Origin of the sequence: Faecalibacterium sp. An77, assembly GCF_002161315.1 — a bacterium.
Lineage (GTDB): Bacteria > Bacillota > Clostridia > Oscillospirales > Ruminococcaceae > Faecalibacterium.
The window spans coordinates 40895-59145 of sequence record NZ_NFHK01000007.1 but is presented as its reverse complement, the minus strand read 5'-3'; the positions used below and the strand labels follow the sequence as shown (position 1 = coordinate 59145).

At 61.9% G+C, this 18251-nt stretch carries 16 protein-coding genes; 6 read left to right on the top strand and 10 right to left on the bottom strand.

Annotated features, from left to right (window positions below; all coding sequences use genetic code 11):
* The first annotated feature begins 17 nt into the window (after nucleotides 1–17).
* Nucleotides 18–1016, top strand: a complete 999-nt coding sequence (locus B5G28_RS04370) for a 3'-5' exonuclease (RefSeq protein WP_087246503.1) — start codon at nucleotides 18–20, stop codon at nucleotides 1014–1016.
* 106 nt (nucleotides 1017–1122) lie between these two features.
* Nucleotides 1123–1725, top strand: a complete 603-nt coding sequence (locus B5G28_RS04365) for a VTT domain-containing protein (RefSeq protein WP_087246502.1) — start codon at nucleotides 1123–1125, stop codon at nucleotides 1723–1725.
* A gap of 78 nt (nucleotides 1726–1803) precedes the next feature.
* On the opposite strand, the gene B5G28_RS04360 is transcribed toward B5G28_RS04365, so the two are convergent.
* From B5G28_RS04360 to B5G28_RS04340, 5 genes are all read right to left on the bottom strand, one after another.
* Nucleotides 1804–3345: an ATP-binding protein gene (locus tag B5G28_RS04360; protein WP_087246501.1), complete on the bottom strand. Its 1542-nt coding sequence runs from the start codon at nucleotides 3343–3345 to the stop codon at nucleotides 1804–1806.
* 11 nt (nucleotides 3346–3356) lie between these two features.
* Complete coding sequence (locus B5G28_RS04355; RefSeq protein ID WP_087246500.1) at nucleotides 3357–4790, bottom strand: VWA-like domain-containing protein; 1434 nt, start codon at nucleotides 4788–4790, stop codon at nucleotides 3357–3359.
* A 26-nt stretch (nucleotides 4791–4816) separates the two neighbouring features.
* Complete coding sequence (locus B5G28_RS04350; protein WP_087246499.1) at nucleotides 4817–5842, bottom strand: leucine-rich repeat protein; 1026 nt, start codon at nucleotides 5840–5842, stop codon at nucleotides 4817–4819.
* 68 nt (nucleotides 5843–5910) lie between these two features.
* Nucleotides 5911–6309 carry an FMN-binding protein gene (locus B5G28_RS04345; RefSeq protein WP_087246498.1) on the bottom strand — a complete coding sequence of 133 codons (399 nt, stop codon included), beginning with the start codon at nucleotides 6307–6309 and terminating at the stop codon, nucleotides 5911–5913.
* A 38-nt stretch (nucleotides 6310–6347) separates the two neighbouring features.
* Nucleotides 6348–8024: a glutamine--tRNA ligase/YqeY domain fusion protein gene (locus B5G28_RS04340; RefSeq protein ID WP_087246497.1), complete on the bottom strand. Its 1677-nt coding sequence runs from the start codon at nucleotides 8022–8024 to the stop codon at nucleotides 6348–6350.
* A gap of 464 nt (nucleotides 8025–8488) precedes the next feature.
* Here B5G28_RS04340 and B5G28_RS04335 point away from each other — a divergent pair, with 464 nt between their 5' ends.
* A complete protein-coding gene (locus B5G28_RS04335) occupies nucleotides 8489–9376 on the top strand; it encodes a YitT family protein (RefSeq protein ID WP_343215539.1) in 888 nt (295 codons plus the stop codon).
* A gap of 223 nt (nucleotides 9377–9599) precedes the next feature.
* Nucleotides 9600–10469 carry a phosphoribosylaminoimidazolesuccinocarboxamide synthase gene (locus B5G28_RS04330; RefSeq protein ID WP_087246496.1) on the top strand — a complete coding sequence of 290 codons (870 nt, stop codon included), beginning with the start codon at nucleotides 9600–9602 and terminating at the stop codon, nucleotides 10467–10469.
* 164 nt (nucleotides 10470–10633) lie between these two features.
* On the opposite strand, the gene B5G28_RS04325 is transcribed toward B5G28_RS04330, so the two are convergent.
* The 3 genes from B5G28_RS04325 to B5G28_RS04315 all read right to left on the bottom strand — a co-directional run bounded on the left by B5G28_RS04325 (nucleotide 10634) and on the right by B5G28_RS04315 (nucleotide 12612).
* Entirely contained in the window at nucleotides 10634–11098 is a 465-nt protein-coding gene (locus B5G28_RS04325) for an Hsp20/alpha crystallin family protein (RefSeq protein WP_087246495.1), read from the bottom strand.
* A gap of 370 nt (nucleotides 11099–11468) precedes the next feature.
* Nucleotides 11469–11933 (bottom strand): Hsp20/alpha crystallin family protein, encoded by a 465-nt coding sequence (locus tag B5G28_RS04320; protein WP_087246494.1) that lies wholly within the window; start codon nucleotides 11931–11933, stop codon nucleotides 11469–11471.
* 259 nt (nucleotides 11934–12192) lie between these two features.
* Entirely contained in the window at nucleotides 12193–12612 is a 420-nt protein-coding gene (locus B5G28_RS04315) for a BlaI/MecI/CopY family transcriptional regulator (RefSeq protein WP_087246493.1), read from the bottom strand.
* 308 nt (nucleotides 12613–12920) lie between these two features.
* Here B5G28_RS04315 and serC point away from each other — a divergent pair, with 308 nt between their 5' ends.
* Together serC and B5G28_RS04305 are read left to right on the top strand one after the other, a co-directional pair.
* The gene (gene serC, locus B5G28_RS04310; RefSeq protein WP_087246492.1) at nucleotides 12921–14003 is read left to right on the top strand and encodes a 3-phosphoserine/phosphohydroxythreonine transaminase; all 1083 of its coding nucleotides are present in this window, start codon (nucleotides 12921–12923) and stop codon (nucleotides 14001–14003) included.
* Nucleotides 14004–14027: 24 nt separating this feature from the next.
* Nucleotides 14028–15188, top strand: coding sequence for a phosphoglycerate dehydrogenase (locus B5G28_RS04305; protein WP_087246491.1), 1161 nt, complete (start codon nucleotides 14028–14030; stop codon nucleotides 15186–15188).
* Nucleotides 15189–15269: 81 nt separating this feature from the next.
* Here the strand turns inward: B5G28_RS04305 and B5G28_RS04300 are convergent, their stop codons facing one another.
* Together B5G28_RS04300 and B5G28_RS04295 are read right to left on the bottom strand one after the other, a co-directional pair.
* A complete protein-coding gene (locus tag B5G28_RS04300; RefSeq protein ID WP_087246490.1) occupies nucleotides 15270–16748 on the bottom strand; it encodes a UDP-N-acetylmuramoyl-L-alanyl-D-glutamate--2,6-diaminopimelate ligase in 1479 nt (492 codons plus the stop codon).
* Between the two features lie 14 nt (nucleotides 16749–16762).
* Nucleotides 16763–18097 (bottom strand): FtsQ-type POTRA domain-containing protein, encoded by a 1335-nt coding sequence (locus B5G28_RS04295; RefSeq protein ID WP_242967457.1) that lies wholly within the window; start codon nucleotides 18095–18097, stop codon nucleotides 16763–16765.
* Nucleotides 18098–18251: the final 154 nt, after the last annotated feature.

Below are 18251 nucleotides of genomic sequence, written 5' to 3'. Positions count from 1 at the left end.
TGGGGAACAATACAATCATGCCTCAGCGCAACTTGGTTATCTTTGATTTGGAATGGAACATCGGCTACCATCCCTATACCTTCAACTATCACGGGGTCGAGCAGACCCTGCGGGGGGAGATCATTGAAATCGGCGCCGTCAAGATCGACGAGAAGGGCAACGTCCTGGACACCTTTTCGATCCATCTGCGGCCCCGGATCTTCCGCAAACTGCAGCATCACATCGCCAAGGTCACCGGCCTGACCCAGGCCGACCTGGACCGGGGCGAGCCCATCCTGCAGGGCCTGCGCCGCTTTATGAAGTGGTGCGGCCCCGACGCCGAATTTGCCGAGTGGGGCCTGGACGACGTGCCGGTCCTCAAACAGAATCTTTTCCTGTGCAACCTGGACGAGAGCCATCCCACCGTCTGGTACAACCTGCAGCAGATTTTCCTCAGCCAGTACCCCCGCAAGGAGGGGGACGGCCTGACCCTGGAGAGCGTGGTCACCCGTCTGGGCCTGCCCACCGACCGGCCCTTCCATGACGCCTTGTCCGACGCCCTCTACACCGCCGACATCTGCCGCTGCATCGACCTGGCCCGGGGCCTGGCCGAGTACCCCTCCGAGGAGGAGCAGCTGCGCCAGAGCCTCTGTCCGCCTCCGGGGGATTACCGAGACTTCCGCCTGTGGGAGGGCTATGTGGAGCAGTTCGCCTGGCGCAACGACCCCAGCCTTCTCCGCGCCCAGTGCCCGGTCTGCGGCGCGGCCCTGACGCCGGATGAAATCTGGCTCAAGAAGGGCAGCAACAGCTGGTACACCCTGGCCCAGTGCCCCCACTGCGCCGGCACCGAAAGCGAAGCCGGACAGGGGGTGTTCCTGCGGTATAAGCTGGCCCGCCGGGACGGCCTCCACTGGACCTATGCCCGCTGCCTGCAGATGCCCACCGAGGACCTGCTGACCAAATGGCACAAGCAGCGCCGCCAGCAGATGGACCGGCTCCACGCCGCCGAGGCCCGGGCCGCGGCCAAAGAGGAATAACCATCGTCATTTTGTCTTTTTGTGCAGGAACTTGACAATTCGTTCACTGGTTTGTCATATTCACTGGGTATACTAGAGACAGTCGGATACGATGGGAGGACAATACATGGAAGAAACGCTTCTTTATTGGAGCAATCAGATCACATCGCTGGAGTTCTGGCAGTCGCTGCTGGACAGCTTTGTGGGTTTGGGTCCCTTTGTGCCCATCCTGCTGGCGATGGTGGAATCCTTTGTTCCTCCCCTGCCCCTCATCGCCATTGTGGCCCTGAACGTGGCAGCCCACGGGCCCATCATGGGCTTTCTGTTCAGCTGGTGCGGCGTAGCCCTGGGCGGCATCCTGATGTTCACCTTCTGGCGGCGGGTGGTCAAGCGTTTTTTCTGGCGCCATGCCAGCAAGTACGCGTGGTTCCGCAAGGCCCAGGGCTGGGTCAGCAACTGCGACACCTCCACCCTGTTTACCTTGGCCATGCTGCCTTTTACCCCCACATCTTTTCTCCATCTGACCTTCGGCATCTCGGATTTTGACGGCCGCCGGTATATCGCCACGCTGCTGGCCGGCAAATTCGTGATGGTGGCCATGATGGCCCTGTTTGGGGAGTCCCTCAGCAACGCCCTGGAGAACCCCCTCTATCTGATTCTGGCGGTGGCCCTGTGGGTGGGCATGTACTTTGCCTCCAAGGTGTTCTGCCGCAAGCATCATCTGGACTGATCCGGACACAAAAAGCAAAAACCCGCACAGCCTCCAAAAGGGAGGCCCTGTGCGGGCTTTTTTGTTGCCTGTTTGGAATTATCCGCGGAGCGGGTTGCGCAGCTCCTCGGCGGCCAGCTCGTGGTCCAGCGCGGCTTTCCGGCTGTCCAGCAGCAGGTCCTTGTTGTAGCGGAAATAGCGGTCGCAGCCGTTCTCGGTGATGAAGGTATGGGCTGCCGGCGACACCGTCAGCTCGGTGACGAAAATCACCATCTCCTGGCTCTCGCCAAAGGCCTGTTCCATGAAGTCGAAGGCAGCCTCCAGGGCGGCGGAAGCCTCCTCCTGGATCTTTTCCCGCTCATCGGCCAGCTCCTCAAAGTAGCTCCGCAGCAGGTCCAGCGCCTCCTTGGTTCCGGCGGCGTTGGCCCGGCGCAGTTTGCCGGCCCACTCCCGCAGGGCGGCGGCCACCCCCAGACGGTGGGCCAGGGCTTCCTTGTCCAGGGCGTTGGCGGTGCGCAGGCGGGCGGTCTCCGCCTCGTAGTCCGAAATCTGCTGCTGCAGCATCCGTTCCGGGTCGGAGGGCTCGGCATCGGGCAGCAGGGCCAGGTCCTGTTTGAGCTGACGCAGCAGGGCATAGCAGTCGTCGGTCACCTGGTTGCGGCGGCAGGAGGCGGCAAAGCGGGATTTCAGCCCTGCCAGCATCAGGCTGACCAGGGACAGACGCTCGTCAAAGGGCGCCTGCAGCAGCCGGGCAAAGGCCGTCGAACGGGGCTTGCCCGCCAGGATTTCCTCCACGCCGTAGTCGTCCCGGTACTTATAGTACAGGTCCAGATAGGAGGCGAAGTCCTCGGCGATCTGCTTGTGCTGCAGATACTGCCGGATCACTTCCTCGTCGGCCTGGAGGTCCAGGGATTCGTAGGTGTCCAGCAGGTTGGACAGGTCCTCCCAGCCGCGGGCGGTGACGAACTGGGTGCCCTCCACGTCGGCGTTGATCTGGTAGAAGTTCTGGGGATGCAGCTCCAGATAGCTCAGGATGGCGCCATGGATGCCCACCGCCCGGGCGTAATCCCGCCAGGCGGGAAGATCGGGCTCAATGTCCATCCGGCGGACGCGGTCCAGGGTGACGATGTCAAAATCCCGCACCGACTTGTTGTACTCGGGCGGGTTGCCCGCCGCCACAATCACCCAGCCCGCCGGCACCGCCTGGTTGCCGAAGGTCTTGCACTGCAGGAACTGCAGCATGGTGGGGGCCAGGGTCTCGGAGACGCAGTTGATCTCGTCGATGAACAGGATGCCTTCTTTCAGGCCGGTGGTCTCCATCTTTTCATAGATGGAGGAAATGATCTCGCTCATGGTGTACTCGGTGACCGAGACATCCCGGTCGCCGTAGTGCTTCTGGCGGATGAAGGGCAGGCCCACGGCGCTCTGGCGGGTGTGGTGGGTGATGGTGTAGGCCACCAGAGCCACCCCGCACTCCCGGGCGGCCTGCTCCAGAATCTGGGTCTTGCCGATGCCCGGAGGGCCCATCAGCAGGATGGGCCGCTGACGGATGGCCGGAATAGCGTATTCCCCCAGGGCGTCCTTGGCCAGATAGGCCCGGACCGACCGCTTGATCTCATCTTTTGCACGCTTGATATTCATAGGCAGATTCCTCACGAATTGTTCAGGTCACGGTAGAGGTCCTGGTCCTCATCCAGGGCCGCAGCCAGGCTGCCGGCCGGGCTGGGAACCGAATCGGGCCGGGTGAACTCGTCCTCGTCCAGCACCACCTTGATGGCCCAGGGCGGCACGTTGGCGTCATCGAACTTGTCCCCCAAAAACAGAAACGCCGTCTCGTAGGCCGGGCGGCGGGCGGGATAGGTTCCCATGCCGTCGGTAAAATACAGCAGGCCCCGCAGGTTCTGGAACTTTTTCTCCTCGCACAGCCGGGTCACATAGGCGAAGGCGGGGCGGAAATCGGTTCCGCCGCCTCCCGCCAGCTCGAAATGGTCCATCAGGTCGATGAGCTCGTCCTCGGTGGTGACCAGATGGTCCCGCTGGACCTTGTTGTCGGCCTGAATGATGTGGAGGTTCATCCGGCGGAAAAAGCTCTCCCGCTGCTTCAGCAGGGCGTAAGTCTCGGACAAGAAGCTCCGCACCAGCGCGCCTGAGGTGGAATAGCTGGTGTCGATGACCAGGGCGATCTCCTCGATCTTTTTGCTCTCCCGGGTCTCCACCGGCTCGATGAGGGGCATGTTTCCGTAGACCGACAGCCCGTAGGTGTAGAAGTTCAGATCGAAGGTGTCGGGGTCCAGATGAGGTTCCTCCCGCAGCACGCAGAACCGGCGCAGAAAATCCCGGTAACTGCTGCGGCTCCGGTTGGCGGCCTTCACCGCCTCGGCCAGATTGCCGGCGTTGGCGCCGGCCTCCTTGTCGTTCAGCTCCAGCTCGGTCTCCATCCGCCGCCCGATCTTCTGCCAGGTCTTTTGGAGCTGGGGGGACGGGGCGGGCTGGTTGGGCTGGCCGGGCTTGGGCCACAGCCGGTGGTCGTCGGCGTAGAACTCCCGGGCCAGCTGTTTCTGGACGCCGGGGGTCTGGGTCAGCAGCCAGCGGTAGGCCGGGGCTGCCGCCGCCACATGGCCGCCCTCGGTGAGGGCCTCATAGGCCCGGCGGCGGACGTAGGTCAGGGGCCGCAGGATGCTCTTGCGCCCCAGGCCGTCGATGACGTTTTCCACCGCCAGGTCGCAGGCCACATGCCACAGAGCCGGGTCCCGGCTGCCCTGCAGCCAGAGATGTCGGAATACGCAGTGGAATATTGTATGAAGATATAACCGTTTGAGGTATTTTGGGTTTTCCCGGTAGAGCCGCAGCAGGGCGCTGGGCTGATAGAACAGGCTCTGGCCGTCGGTGGCCAGGACGCCGCACCGCTCGTCGGGAACGGGGGTCAGGGCCCCCAGGGCCTGATCCAGAAAGCGGAAGTCCAGGTACAGCTCGCTGCGCAGCACAGCCAGCACCTCGCCGCCCATCCGGGCCTGCCATTCCTCATGGGTTTCGGGCCGGGCCGACTGAAAAGGCGCGTTGAAATCCACCGGTGCTTTGCGGGCCATACAGATCACCTCCCGGAATATTTATCTCAAAAATCATCAAATGTATAGCGTCGTTTGGGCCGGGCGGGCCGGGCGCGGTACTCCGCATCGGCCAGCAGGGCGGCAGACTGGGCGTCTCCGGCCTGCTGGGCAGCCGCCGAGGCAGCGGCCAGAGCCGGACCGTCCAGGACGTTCAAGGCCAGCAATGCCCCCAGCGCCTCCCGGTCCTGGGCCCGGATGAGGGCCGCGGCCACCGCCGCCCCCTGCTGGGCCAGGAAGGCCCGGTAACGCCCGGCGGCCTCCTCCCCCAGCTGCCAGGGATACCGCAGCCGGTCCAGGCAGAGGAGGGCCATATAGGTGGGATCATCCCCGCCGTGGCCCTGGGCAAAGATGGCGTCGTACTCCTCGCAGCGCAGACGCCCGTCCCGGAAACACTGGCGGTAGTGATACCCCTGGCCCGAGAAGGTGTGGAGCAGAATGTGGGCGGGGGTCTCCTCGATGTCCTCCCAGTACTCCGGGTAGCGGAACACCGCCGCGGTGTCCCCTTCGGGCCCGTCCGGCAGGAAAGCCGCCCGCAGGTTGCTGGAAATATTGTTGACGATGGCAAACAGGCCGGTAACGGCGTCAGGCTGGGCGCAGACCCGGACCTCGGTCAGGGCAAAGCAGTTGAGGAAGACATCGCTGCCCACCGCCAGAGGCCCGTCCCCCACCGTCATCCGGCGAAGGGCCCGGCAGTTGTAGAAGGCGCAGCTGCCCACCTCCCGCAGGGAGGCCGGAAGGGTGATTTCCTCCAGGAAGTTCCCCGCCACCGGGTGCAGGTCCTCCGACTCGGAGGCAGGGCCGGCGTACACCGGCCGGCCTTCGCCGTCCCACCCGCAGCGGAACAGCTGTCCCGGCATCCGGTCCCGGACGGTTCCCGCAAAGCAGTAGCCTCCCAGCCGGGCCAGGGGCAGAAGCTGCCCCTCGGGGCCGGGCAGAACCTCGGGCAGGGTGAGGATGGGTTCCTCCCCATAGGCCCGGGCCAGGGCTGCTGTGCCGTCGGGCTGCACCATATAATCAAAGGTATACCGCATGGATGCCTCCCTTCAAAACAAAGCGCTCCCGCGGCGTGTTGCCGCCGGGAAGCGCTTTTTCCTGTGAATCAGCCCGCAGCCTGGGCCAGACAGTCATCCATACCGGCGAGAACCGCCTCGCTGGTGTAGGTGCTGCCGGACACCACGTCCACGTTGGCAGAGGAGCCGGCCTCGGTCAGGGCAGTGGCCAGCTGGGCAGCGGCCACGCCGCCCAGAGCGGGGGTCTCGCCCGAGGCATCCACCTGGACATCCGACACCATCCCGCTGGAGATGGTGACGGTGACGGTCACCTCACTGAGGTAGCCCTGCTGCACCGAGGTGTACACCCCATCCAGCAGCAAGACGTTGTTGGGGTTTTCGCCGCCGGGCAGCGGGTCCGTGTTGTGGATATAGAACACCAGGCTGAGCGCCATCAGAACGGTGACGACAGCCATCAGCAGAGCATTGCGCAAAAACCGTTTCGGCATTGTGGCAAGGCCCTCCTTTCCTCATGGTTTGAATTGGATCACTGGGGGCATTCCACCGGCTTGGCGGGCTTGAAGCTGTCCCGCAGGGTGACCACCCGGTTAAAGACACCGGGGTGCTTGGAATCGGGGGTGAAGAAGCCGTTGCGGACAAACTGGAACTTGTCCCCCGGCTTGGCGTCGGCCAGAGCCATCTCCAGCTTGCAGCCGGAGCAAACGGTGACGCTGTCCTGGTTCAGGAAATCCCGGTAGCTGGTGCCCTCGGGGAGATTGTTCATGTTCTCGCGGGTGAACAGCTTGTCGTACAGGCGGATCTCGGCCTCGATGCAGTGGGCGGCGCTGACCCAGTGGATGGTGCCCTTGACCTTGCGGCCGTCAGCGGGGTTGCCGCAGCCGGTCTCCAGGTCGGCGGTGCAGTGGATGGCGGTGACGTTGCCCTCGGCATCCTTGTCCACGCCGGTGCAGCGGACGATATAGGCGCCCATCAGACGGACTTCGCTGCCGATGGTCAGGCGCTTGAACTTGGGAGGCGGCACCTCTGCGAAGTCCTCCGACTCGATCCAGACCTCACGGCTGAAGGTCACCTCACGGGTGGAGCTGTCGTTGGCCTCCCGGTTGGGGTTGTTGGCCAGGGCAAAGGTCTCGGTCTTGTCCTCGGGGTAGTTGTCCACGATCAGCTTGACCGGGTGCAACACCGCCACGCGGCGCTGTGCGTTCAGGTCCAGCTCGCTGCGGACGCAGGCCTCCAGCTGGCGCATGTCGATCAGGTTGTCGCACTTGGCAATGCCGGCCTCCCGCACAAAGGTGAAGATGGAGGAGGGGGTATAGCCGCGGCGGCGCAGGCCGCAGAGGGTGGGCATCCGGGGATCGTCCCAGCCGTCCACAATGCCCAGCTCCACCAGCTCACGCAGGTAGCGCTTGCTCATGACGGTGTTGGTCATGTTCAGGCGGGCGAACTCCCGCTGTTTGGGGAACTCGGTGCCGAAGATGTTGGTGATGACCCACTCGTACAGGGGGCGGTGGTTCTCAAACTCCAGGCTGCACATGCTGTGGGTGATCCCCTCGATGGCGTCCTGAATGGGGTGGGCAAAGTCGTACATGGGGTAGATGCACCACTTGTCCCCCTGACGGTGATGGCTCTCGTACTTGATGCGGTAGATGGCCGGGTCACGCATATTCATGTTGGGGCTGGCCAGGTCGATCTTGGCCCGCAGGGTCTTTTCGCCCTCCTTGAACTCACCGGCCCGCATCCGGCGGAACAGGTCCAGGTTCTCCTCGGGGGTGCGGTCACGCCAGGGCGAGGGACGGCTGGGCTTGCCGGCGTCGGTGCCGCGGTACTCCCGCATCTCGTCCCGGGTCAGGTCGTCCACGTAGGCTTTGCCCTCCAGGATCAGCTTCTCGGCGTAGGCGTAGCACTGCTCAAAGTAGTCGCTGCCGTAGAAGATGCCGCCGTTGGGATCGGCGCCCAGCCAGTGCAGGTCCTCCAGGATGCTGTTGACGTACTCCACGTCCTCACGGGCGGGGTTGGTGTCGTCCAGGCGCAGGTTGAATTTGCCGCCGTAGGCCTTGGCGATGGACCAGTTGATATAGATCGCCTTGGCGCTGCCGATGTGCAGGTAGCCGTTGGGCTCCGGCGGGAACCGGGTGTGGACCTCGCTGACCTTGCCTTCGGCCAGGTCGGCGTCGATGATATCGGTCAAAAAGTTTTTGTCTGCCATAATACAGTTCTCCCTCATACTGCTCGCTGCTCGGATATCGTCCCTCCGGCGCAGGCTGCGCCGCGGGACGTCTGCGGGAAAATAGGCCGGCGGGAAAAGGTTCCCCGGCTGTCTGCCGCGGGGTGCGGGCTGTTTTTCCACCCGGCCGCCGCGGCCCGTGGAATACCGGCCTTCCAGCCCAAAAAACCACAGAGAAAGCTGCCCGTGCATGCTTTTGGTGCACGCCAGGCCGCTTTCCCGCTGAGTGTGTTGCAGACACACCCTTATAATGGTATATCATACAACATTTTCAGCTTTCCTGCAAGAAGGACGGACCCAGTTTTCTCTTTTGATTCACCGCCCGGTTTTTTTCTGCCGGTAATTCGTGCAGAATGCTTGACATCCGCCATGAAGTATCGTATAGTTCTGCATGGTGTGAAATTTTCTGTGCTTTGGAAAGCACTGTGCAACGAGGAAACAAAATTATGATGGATCTAGTCAAAGACGCTTTTAAAAAGGAAAAACTGCTTGCAAACTTCCGCTTTTTTGTTCTGCTGAACCTGGGCCTCATCCTGACGGCCCTGGGCATTGTCTGGTTCAAGACCCCCAACCACTTCGCCTTCGGCGGCACATCGGGCCTGTCGGTGCTGCTGTCGGCTTTGTTCCCCCAGTTCAACGTGGGCTTTTTCATGTGGGTGCTGAACCTGATCCTGGTGGTTCTGGGCTTTGTGTTCCTGGGCATCAGCTGCATGGGCTGGACGGTGTTCTCCTCCTTTGCCCTGTCCTTTTACGTTTCTTTGTGCGAGGCCATCTGGCCCATGCCCCATCCCTTCACCGACGACAAGCTGCTGGAGCTGATCTTCGCCGTGCTGCTGCCCGCCATCGGCGCCGCCATTGTCTTTAACATCGGCGCCTCCACCGGCGGTACCGATATTGTTGCCCTGATCCTTACCAAGCATTCATCTTTGAACATCGGCACCGCCCTGATGGTCAGCGACGTGCTGATTATCATTGGCGCAGCCGCCATCTTCGGCGTGTCCACCGGCCTGTACTGTATCCTGGGCCTGATCGGCAAGTCCTTTGTGGTGGACGGCGTCATTGAAAACATCAACCAGCGCAAGGTGTGCACGGTGGTCACCTCCAACCCCGAGGACATCATCGACTTCATTCTGGACGACCTGCACCGCTCGGCCACCGTGGAGGACGCCCAGGGCGCCTACACCGGCAAGGACCTGACCGTCATCATCACCGTCCTGACCCGCCGCGAGGCCGCCCGCCTGCGCAACTTCCTGCGGACCAATGACAACCACGCGTTCATCACCATCGTCAACTCCAGCGAGATCATCGGCAAGGGTTTCCGCGCCCTCAACTGACCCGCCTTCGCCGGCTGCCCAAAGCCGGCAAAGTCATACTTATTCGCAAAAAAAGCCGTCCAAAAGGGCGGCTTTTTTGCAGTTTTCACCAGAATTCACACCCAACCGGGCAGCAACTCCACCGTTCTGGCGGTAGTCAAACCGGGGGCAGATATGATACAATAAGGCCGTAAGAAAGATCGCGGCCCCGGCGGCCGCTTGGAAGAAGAAGGAGTGTTTTTCGATGACTGAATACAAGCCTTTCAAAGAGGGCAAGGTCCGCGAGATTTACGACGTGGGCGACGCCCTGGTGATGGTTGCGACCGACCGCATTTCCGCCTTTGACGTGATCCTGAAGAACAAGATCACCAAGAAGGGCACCGTCCTGACCCAGATGAGCAAATTCTGGTTCGACTACACCAAGGACCTGCTGCCCAACCACATGATCTCGGTCAACACCGCCGATATGCCCGAGTTCTTCCGTCAGCCCCAGTTCGAGGGCAACAGCATGCTCTGCCGCAAGCTGACCATGCTGCCCATCGAGTGCATCGTCCGCGGCTACATCACCGGCAGCGGCTGGACCAGCTACCAGAAGACCGGCAAGGTCTGCGGCATCACCCTGCCCGAGGGCCTGAAGGAGTCGGACAAGCTGCCCGAGCCCATCTACACCCCCAGCACCAAGGCCGACCTGGGCGACCACGACGAGAACATCTCCTACGAGCAGAGCATCACCGTGCTGGAGAAGCACTTCCCCGGCAAGGGCGAGGAGTACGCCGCCAAGCTGCGTGATTACACCATCGCCCTGTACAAGAAGTGCGCCGACTACGCACTGAGCCGCGGCATCATCATTGCCGACACCAAGTTTGAGTTCGGCCTGGACGAGGCCGGCAACGTGGTGCTGGGCGACGAGATGCTCACCCCCGATTCTTCCCGCTTCTGGCCCCTGGAGGGCTATGAGCCGGGCCACGGCCAGCCCTCTTTCGACAAGCAGTTTGTCCGCGACTGGCTGAAGGCCAATCCCGACAGCGACTACCTGCTGCCCCAGGACGTCATCGACAAGACCATCGACAAGTACCTGGAGGCCTACGAGCTGCTGACCGGCACCAAGCTGTAAGTCTTTAAAAAATGCTCCTCCCCCGCCTGTCCGGCCCCGCGCCGCAGGCGGGTTTTTCTATGCCCGGACGCAGAGGCGCGCCCCCATTCACAGACAACAAAAGCCCCCGGAGGGCTGGATGCCTTCCGGGGGCGGATTGGTTCTTTGGTGGAGCCCTGCGGGCCTTACTCAATGTCGATCAGGTTGCTGTTGGGCTTGGGCAGCTGCTTCTTGACCTCAGGACGGGGCAGGGTGATCTTCAGGACACCGTCCTCAAACTTGGCGTGGATGTCCTCCTTCTTGATCTCCTCGCCCACATAGAAGCTGCGGGTGCAGGTGCCCGAGAGGGTCTCGCGGCGGACGTAACGGCCATTCTGGCCTTCGTTGCCGGTGGTGTGGCTGCGGACGGCCTGGATGGTCAGATAACCGTCCTGCAGCTGCATCTTGACGTTCTCCTTCTTGCAGCCGGGCAGGTCCACATCCATCTCATAGCCGTTCTCGACTTCCTTCACGTCGGTTTTCATCATGTTGGATGCCCGCTTGCCGAAGGTGTTGCGGGTATCGCGGTTCAGCTCCCGCTCCATATCGCTGAAGAACGGATCAAACCAGTCATCGAACAAATTCTCATGAAAAACAGCAGGCAGTAACATAAGTCAAACCTCCTATCACAGCCCTCAGGGGCTGGTATATCATCTGAAATTCTCAGGGCGGGAAGGCCTCTGCCGGGGTTCTTTGGTTTCCCCCGGGGCCCTTCCTCCTGACCACGGCCTTAGTATAGCACGCATTTTTAGCACTGTCAAGCATAGAGTGCTAAAATTAATTCTTTCTTCATAATCCTGTCACATTTTCCGGCAGAGTGCACGCTTTTTCTTTTCTGTACGCTCTTTTTCGCCCAACATCCGCACTCTGTCCAGCGCTTGTGCATTCCTTCCGCTTGCATCTCCGGATACAAAAACGCCCCCGAGAGGCTTTTCGGTCTCTCGGGGGCATTTTGATGCGTTTTCGGAACGCGCCGCCTGGTTACTCAATCTCGATCAGATTCTGCTGGGCGGCGGGCAGCTGCTGCTGGACCTGGGGATGGGGCAGGGAGAATTTCAACACGCCATCCTCAAATTTTGCGTGGATGTCCTCTTTCTTCACATCCTCGCCCACATAGAAGCTGCGGGCGCAGGTGCCGGAGAAGCTCTCCCGGCGGACATAGCGGCCATTCTGGTCGGTCTGGTCGTTGCTGTGGCTGCGGACGGCCTGGATGGTCAGATAGCCGTTTTCCAGCTCCATCTTGACGTCCTCTTTCTTGCAGCCGGGCAGATCCACGGCCACCTCATAGGCGCTGCCGGTGTCCCGGACGTCGGTCTTCATCATGTTCGCGCCGCGCTTGCCAAAAACCTGGTGGGATTCGCGGTTCAGTTCGCGATCCATATCATCGAAGAACGGATCAAACCAATCATCGAAAAGATTCTCATGAAAAACAGCAGGCAGAAGCATAAGTCAAACCTCCAATCAAACAGCCCCGAAACGGGCTGAGCTTTGCTCCCGGCGGAATGGGAACCGGAGGTTGTTTGGATCTCTGGTGCCCTTCCTCCTGAGCACAGCTATACTATAACACGGACTTTTAGCACTGTCAAGCATTGGCTGCTAAAATTCACTTTGTGGACACAGTTTGTTCACATCTCATGCAATCTCTCGCCGTTTTATGCGCTATTCCGTGTTTTGGCTCACTCTGCCCGGGCCGCACCTCACATACTTAGAAAAACGCGTCGTAGCTGTCGTACTCCTCCGCCTGGGCTTTCATCTCCTCGATGACCGCCCCGGCCTGTTCCAGCTGGCTGGGCCCTGCCCCCGACTCGCTGACCAGGGCCCGCACCGCCGCCGCCAGATCCCCGCCGAACAGGGTGTCCAGCCGCTCCCGCATACAATAGACCCCATAGGCCCGCCGGGTGATGGTGGGGGTATAGATATTATAGTTGGCGTTCCGGGTGACCTTCACCCAGCCCTTGGCCTCCAGCCGGCTGAGAAAGGTCAGCAGGGTCCCGTCGGCCCAGCCCTTCTCTTTCAGCTTCCGGCCAATGTCCCGCCGGGAGGCGGGAGCCGCCTCCCAGAGGGCCAAAAGGACCTGTTCCTCCGCCGCTGAAAGCGGTTTGCAGTGCTCCGGTATGCCGTACAACCCAAAATCCCCCTTTTTCTTATCTTTACATTTGTAGTAGTTTTACTCAGTATAGCAGACCTGAGCCCGGGTGACAAGGGGTGTTTTTGGGCCTGGAATGGGCATTTTAGGCCATTCTACTACATTTGTATTTGTTTTTGTCCTTGTATGACACACATTTGTGTGTTCTGCGCTTTCACTGCTTATCTGCACCGGTCTTTTTTGTGCAAAAGAGCTCTTGTTTTTGCCGTCCCAAAACCTTTATACTTTGTACCATCAAACACGCCAACACAGAGCAATCTGAATCATACAGACGGAGGGAATTCATCATGGCAAGAGTTTACAATTTCAGCGCCGGGCCCAGCATGCTGCCTGAGGCAGTCCTGAAAAAGGCACAGGCCGAAATGCTCGACTACCACGGCAGCGGCCAGAGCGTCATGGAGATGAGCCACCGCAGCAAGTGGTTTGACGACATCATCCAGAACACCGAGGCCTCCCTGCGCCGCCTGATGCAGATTCCTGACAACTATAAGGTGGGCTTTTTCCAGGGCGGCGCCACCCAGCAGTTCGCCATGGTGCCCCTGAACTTCATGACCACCGGCAAGGCCGACTACATCGTCACCGGCAACTTCTCCAACCTGGCCGCCAAAGAGGCCGCCAAGTTCGGCGAGGCCCGCATCGTCGCCTCCAGCAAGGACAAGAACTTCACCTACATTCCGGACGTCAAGGCCATCCCCTATAACCCCGACGCCAGCTACATCCACATCTGCCAGAACAACACCATTTTCGGCACCCAGTATGTGGAGATTCCCCAGGTGGAGAACATTCCCCTGGTGGCGGACATGAGCTCGATGATCCTGTCCCGCCCGGTGGATGTGAGCCAGTACGGCTGCATCTACTTCGGCGTTCAGAAGAACGTCGCCCCCGCCGGCATGGCCATCGCCATCATCCGGGAGGATCTGCTGGGCCACGCCGCCGACACCGTCCCCACCATGATGAACTACACCACCATCATCGGCAAGGACAGCATGTACAACACCCCGCCCTGCTGGTGCATCTATATGACCGGCCTGGTGCTGGATTACCTGGAGAACGCAGTGGGCGGCCTGGCCGAGATGCAGAAGATCAACGAGGCCAAAGCCAAGGTCCTGTATGACTATCTGGACAGCCAGGACTTCTACACCAACCCTGTGGAGCACCGCTACCGCAGCACCATGAACGTCACCTTCACCAGCCCCAACCCCGACATGGACAAGAAATTCTGCGCGGAGGCCACCGAGGCAGGCTTTGTCAACCTGAAGGGCCATCGCCTGGTGGGCGGCATGCGCGCCTCCATCTACAACGCGATGCCGGCCGAGGGCATCGACAAGCTGGTCGCCTTTATGGAGACCTTCCGCAAGAACAACGCCTGAGCTTTTCCAGGGAGGAATACACCCATGTTTACGATTCAGACTCTCAACGCCATCAGCCCGGTGGGCCTGGCCAAACTGCCCAAAAACCTGTTTGAGGTGTCGGTGAATGCCGAGGACCCCGAAGGCATTCTGGTGCGGAGCGCCGACCTGCTGAACACCGAGTTCAAGCCCAACCTGCTGGCCATCGCCCGGGCGGGCGCCGGCGTCAACAACATTCCCCTGGACCGCTGCAGTGAGCAGGGCATTGTGGTGTTCAACACCCCCGGCGCCAACGCCAACGCGGTGGCCGAGCTGGTGGTGGGCATGCTGATTGCGGGCAGCCGCAATGTTCCGGCGGCCTCGGCCTGGGCCCAGGGCCTGGCCGGCGACCCCAACCTGAAAAAGGACGTGGAAAAGGGCAAAAAGCAGTTTGTCGGCAACGAAATCTCGGGCAAGGTGCTGGGCGTCATCGGTCTGGGCGCCATCGGTTCCCGGGTGGCCAACTGCGCCATCGAGCTGGGCATGGAGGTTTACGGCTACGACCCCTATATCTCCATCGACGCCGCATGGAACCTGAGCAGCCGCGTGCAGCACTGCGTCAATCTGAACGACATGCTGCCCCTGTGCGACTACCTGACCATCCATGTTCCCTACCTGCCCACCACCAAGGACACCATCAACGCCCAGACCCTGGCTCTGTGCAAGGACGGCGTCAAGGTCCTGAACTACGCCCGGGGCGAGCTGGTGAACAATGCCGCCATGCTGGAAGCTCTGGAGAGCGGCAAAGTGGCCCAGTACATGACCGACTTCCCCGCCGAGGAGCTGCTGAACAATCCCGGCGTCATCTGCACCCCCCACCTGGGCGCCTCCACCCCGGAGGCCGAGGACAACTGCGCCATTATGGCCGCCCAGGAGCTGAGCGACTATCTGCGCAACGGCAACATCACCCACTCGGTGAATATGCCCGACGTCCAGCAGCCCCGCGCCGGCGGCAAGCGGGTCTGCATCATCCACAAGAACGAGCCGGGCGTCATCAGCCAGATCACGGCTCTGACCACCGCCGCCGGCCTGAACATCGAGAACATGGTGAACAAGAGCAAGAAGAACATGGCTTACACCATGCTGGATGTCACCGGTCCCATGGACAACGGTCTGAAAGAAAAGCTGGATGAAATCCCGGCCGTTATCCGGGTTCGCATCCTGTGATAAATCTCACTATCCTCCATTACCCAAAAAAGCCCCCGGGCTGTCTGCACACCGCAGCGGCCCGGGGGTATTTTTATGGGATTATTCCAGCCCGATTTCCTTGGCGTACTCTTCCAGCAGCTCCCGCTCCAGGAAGGGGGTCTTGACGCCCATCCGGTCGCGGTAGGTCTCGTGGCCCTTGCCGATGACGGCAATCAGGTCGCCGGGCTGGGCGTGGTCCACCGCATAGTGGAGGGCGTCCAGACGGTCGGGGATCTCCACAAACTTGGCGTCGGGGTTGCCCTTGACCATGCCCTGACGGATGTCGGCCAGGATGTCCTCCACCTTTTCAAAGCGGTTGTTGTCCTCGGTGAGGATGGAGAAATCCGCCATCTTGGCGCAGATTTCGCCCATGCCGTAGCGGCGCAGTTTGGAGCGGTTGCCGCCGCAGCCGAACACCACCACCAGACGGTGGGGCTGATAGGCCCGCAGGGTGGTCAGCAGGCTCTCGGTGGAGACTTCGTTATGGGCGTAGTCCAGCAGGATGGTGAACTTTTTGCTGATGGGCACCAGCTCCACCCGGCCCTTGACCACACAGCGGGCCAGACCGTCGTGGATGGCCTGGTCGGGCACACCCAGCTCCTTGCCCACCGCCAGGGCGGCCAGGGCGTTGTAGACGCTGAATGCGCCCGGCATATTAACCCGGACGTCCATCTCGTCTTTGCCGCTGACGTGGAAGGTGACGCCCAGGAAGTCGTGGGTCCGCAGCAGCTGGCAGTCCCCGGCCCGGTAGTCGTCCTTCTCCCCCATGCCGTAGGTCACCAGGCGGCAGGTATGGCCCTCCAGCAGGGCCTCGGTGTTGGGGTCGTCGGCATTCACAATGCCCACGTCGCACCGCTGGAACAGTTTGCCCTTCCAGCTGCGGTACTCCTCAAAGCTGGCGTGCTCGCCGGGGCCGATGTGGTCGGGGGAAAGGTTGGTAAAGACGCCCACGTTGTAGTGGATGCCTCCCACACGGTCCATCATCAGGCCCTGGCTGGAAACCTCCATCACCACCGTGTCGCAGCCCGCATCCACAAAGGTGCGGAAAATTTTCTGCAGCTCGTAGCTCTCGGGGGTGGTGTTGGCGGTGTCCTCATGGCGGCCCATGTAGGACACGCCGTTGGTGCCGATCATGCCCACCTTGCGGCCCGCCGCCTCCAGCACGCTGCGGATCATGTGGGCGGTGGTGGTCTTGCCCTTGGTGCCGGTGACGCCGATCATGGTCATCCGGCGGGCCGGGTTGCCAAAGAGGTTGGCGCTCATCCGGGCCATGGCATAGCGGCTGCTGTCCACCTTCAGGACGGTGACCCCGTCCATTCCAGTCAGATCGATGTCGTGCTGGATGACGATGGCCGCCGCGCCCTTGGCGGCGCAGTCGGCGGCAAAGTCATGGCTGTCCCGCTGGGTGCCCACAATGCAGACAAACAGAACGCCGGGGGCGGCCTTCCGGCTGTCATAGACGATATCGGTGATTTCGGTGTCCATGCTGCCCTGGACCAGGGTGCAGGCGACGCCTTCCGTCAATGCAGATAATTTCATAGCGGATTCACTCCTCATTGGTCTGTCCCCTCAGCGGGGGGCTCTGGGGCCGTTCCGTCTCCGGCGGCCTGGTTTTCCGCGGCGGGGTCCGCCGGCTGGGCGGACGGATCTGCCGCCGGGTCTGCACCGGTCTCTCCTGCCGGCACGCCCTCTGCGGCAGTTTCACCGGTCAGGGCGGGGTCTGTGGTTTCGGTGTCCGGTGCAGGCACCTCCTCCGGCACAACATAGCCCGAGGGCAATTCGGGCACGCCCTGGGCAAAGATGGCCTGCAGGGTGCCGTCGGTCTTGACGTGGCTGCAATCCAGCTGACCGGTATCGGTCTCGGCACAGCCCTTGCCCTCTTTGTTCAGCAGCATGTACTCGGCATAGTCCAGTTTATAGTCCAGCTCGTTCAGGGTGCCCAGCAGGACGCTGATCCGGTCCTGATACAGGAAGGCGATCTCCTCCACATCGGCGTATTCGATGCGGGTCACGTCCCCCAGCAGGCCCCGCTCTTCCAGAGCGGTCAGCAGGGTGGTGAGGGCGTCAATCCGCCCATCCTGAGCCAGCGAGGCGCTCTCACTGTCCGCTGCACTGGATGCCTCTGCGGAGTCTGCCCCGCTCAGGGCGGGGTCCGCCAGAGCGTAGGCCAGCTGATCGCCGGGGGTCACGCTCACCGGGTCGCCGCCGTAGAGCACCAGCAGGTCGGGCTGCTGGGTCTCGGTGGACAAAATCTTGAGCCCTGCCGACAGGTTGATCCAGCCGGTGGAGGTCTGCATGGTATAGGCGGGGGTGGCCGGGGTCACCTGCACCACCACGGTGCTGGGATACACCCGCTTGACTTCGATCTGTTCCAGCAGAGGGAAGGTTTTCTCCAGCATGGCGGCCTTTTCGCCGGGGTCAAAGCTGAAGATGTTTTCCTCCACCTGTACTCCCAGGGTCTCCAGAATCTGGCTGCTGGTGTAGGGACCTGCCTCGGTGAGGGTGGCCCCGTCGGGGCCCGCCACCCGGATGGCGTTGATCTTAAACAGCATGGTGACGGTGAGGTAGACGCCCGCCGCCGCCACGCACAGCACCAGGAACACCGCCGTCAGGCGGCGCATCATCCGGCGGCGGCGCAGCATTTTGCGGGTCAGACGGCGACGGCGGCGGCCCTCCCGCCGGGGCGCCGAGGCGGACGGACGGGCCTGTGCGGGCCGCCGGGCTCCATTGGCGCTGCGGACCGGCCGCACCTGCTGGGGACGGGCCCCGTTCCGGGTCCGCTGCTCCCCCGGCCGCTGGCTGGGCCGGGTCTGGCCGGTGGGGAATTCCACCAGGTTATCCTGGCGGCGGGCCCGGGGCGGATGCTCATAAAAGAAGCTGTCCTCCACCCTCTGGTCACTCCCCGCTGCCGGGGCCGGACGCTGTCTGTTCTGCCCCTGCTGGGGCCGCTGCGGGGCGGATCGCCCTGCCGGCCTCCGCCTGCGCTTTTTGGAAGGCATACCGCTCCGCCTCCTTTCCTTCTCGTTCAAAAGCGCAATCCAA

Coding starts and splice junctions, on each gene's coding strand:
- B5G28_RS04370 (WP_087246503.1), top strand. CDS start 18: ATGCCTCAGCGCAACTTGGTTATCTTTGATTTGGAATGGAACATCGGC.
- B5G28_RS04365 (WP_087246502.1), top strand. CDS start 1,123: ATGGAAGAAACGCTTCTTTATTGGAGCAATCAGATCACATCGCTGGAG.
- B5G28_RS04360 (WP_087246501.1), bottom strand. CDS start 3,345: ATGAATATCAAGCGTGCAAAAGATGAGATCAAGCGGTCGGTCCGGGCC.
- B5G28_RS04355 (WP_087246500.1), bottom strand. CDS start 4,790: ATGGCCCGCAAAGCACCGGTGGATTTCAACGCGCCTTTTCAGTCGGCC.
- B5G28_RS04350 (WP_087246499.1), bottom strand. CDS start 5,842: ATGCGGTATACCTTTGATTATATGGTGCAGCCCGACGGCACAGCAGCC.
- B5G28_RS04345 (WP_087246498.1), bottom strand. CDS start 6,309: ATGCCGAAACGGTTTTTGCGCAATGCTCTGCTGATGGCTGTCGTCACC.
- B5G28_RS04340 (WP_087246497.1), bottom strand. CDS start 8,024: ATGGCAGACAAAAACTTTTTGACCGATATCATCGACGCCGACCTGGCC.
- B5G28_RS04335 (WP_343215539.1), top strand. CDS start 8,489: ATGATGGATCTAGTCAAAGACGCTTTTAAAAAGGAAAAACTGCTTGCA.
- B5G28_RS04330 (WP_087246496.1), top strand. CDS start 9,600: ATGACTGAATACAAGCCTTTCAAAGAGGGCAAGGTCCGCGAGATTTAC.
- B5G28_RS04325 (WP_087246495.1), bottom strand. CDS start 11,098: ATGTTACTGCCTGCTGTTTTTCATGAGAATTTGTTCGATGACTGGTTT.
- B5G28_RS04320 (WP_087246494.1), bottom strand. CDS start 11,933: ATGCTTCTGCCTGCTGTTTTTCATGAGAATCTTTTCGATGATTGGTTT.
- serC (WP_087246492.1), top strand. CDS start 12,921: ATGGCAAGAGTTTACAATTTCAGCGCCGGGCCCAGCATGCTGCCTGAG.
- B5G28_RS04305 (WP_087246491.1), top strand. CDS start 14,028: ATGTTTACGATTCAGACTCTCAACGCCATCAGCCCGGTGGGCCTGGCC.
- B5G28_RS04300 (WP_087246490.1), bottom strand. CDS start 16,748: ATGAAATTATCTGCATTGACGGAAGGCGTCGCCTGCACCCTGGTCCAG.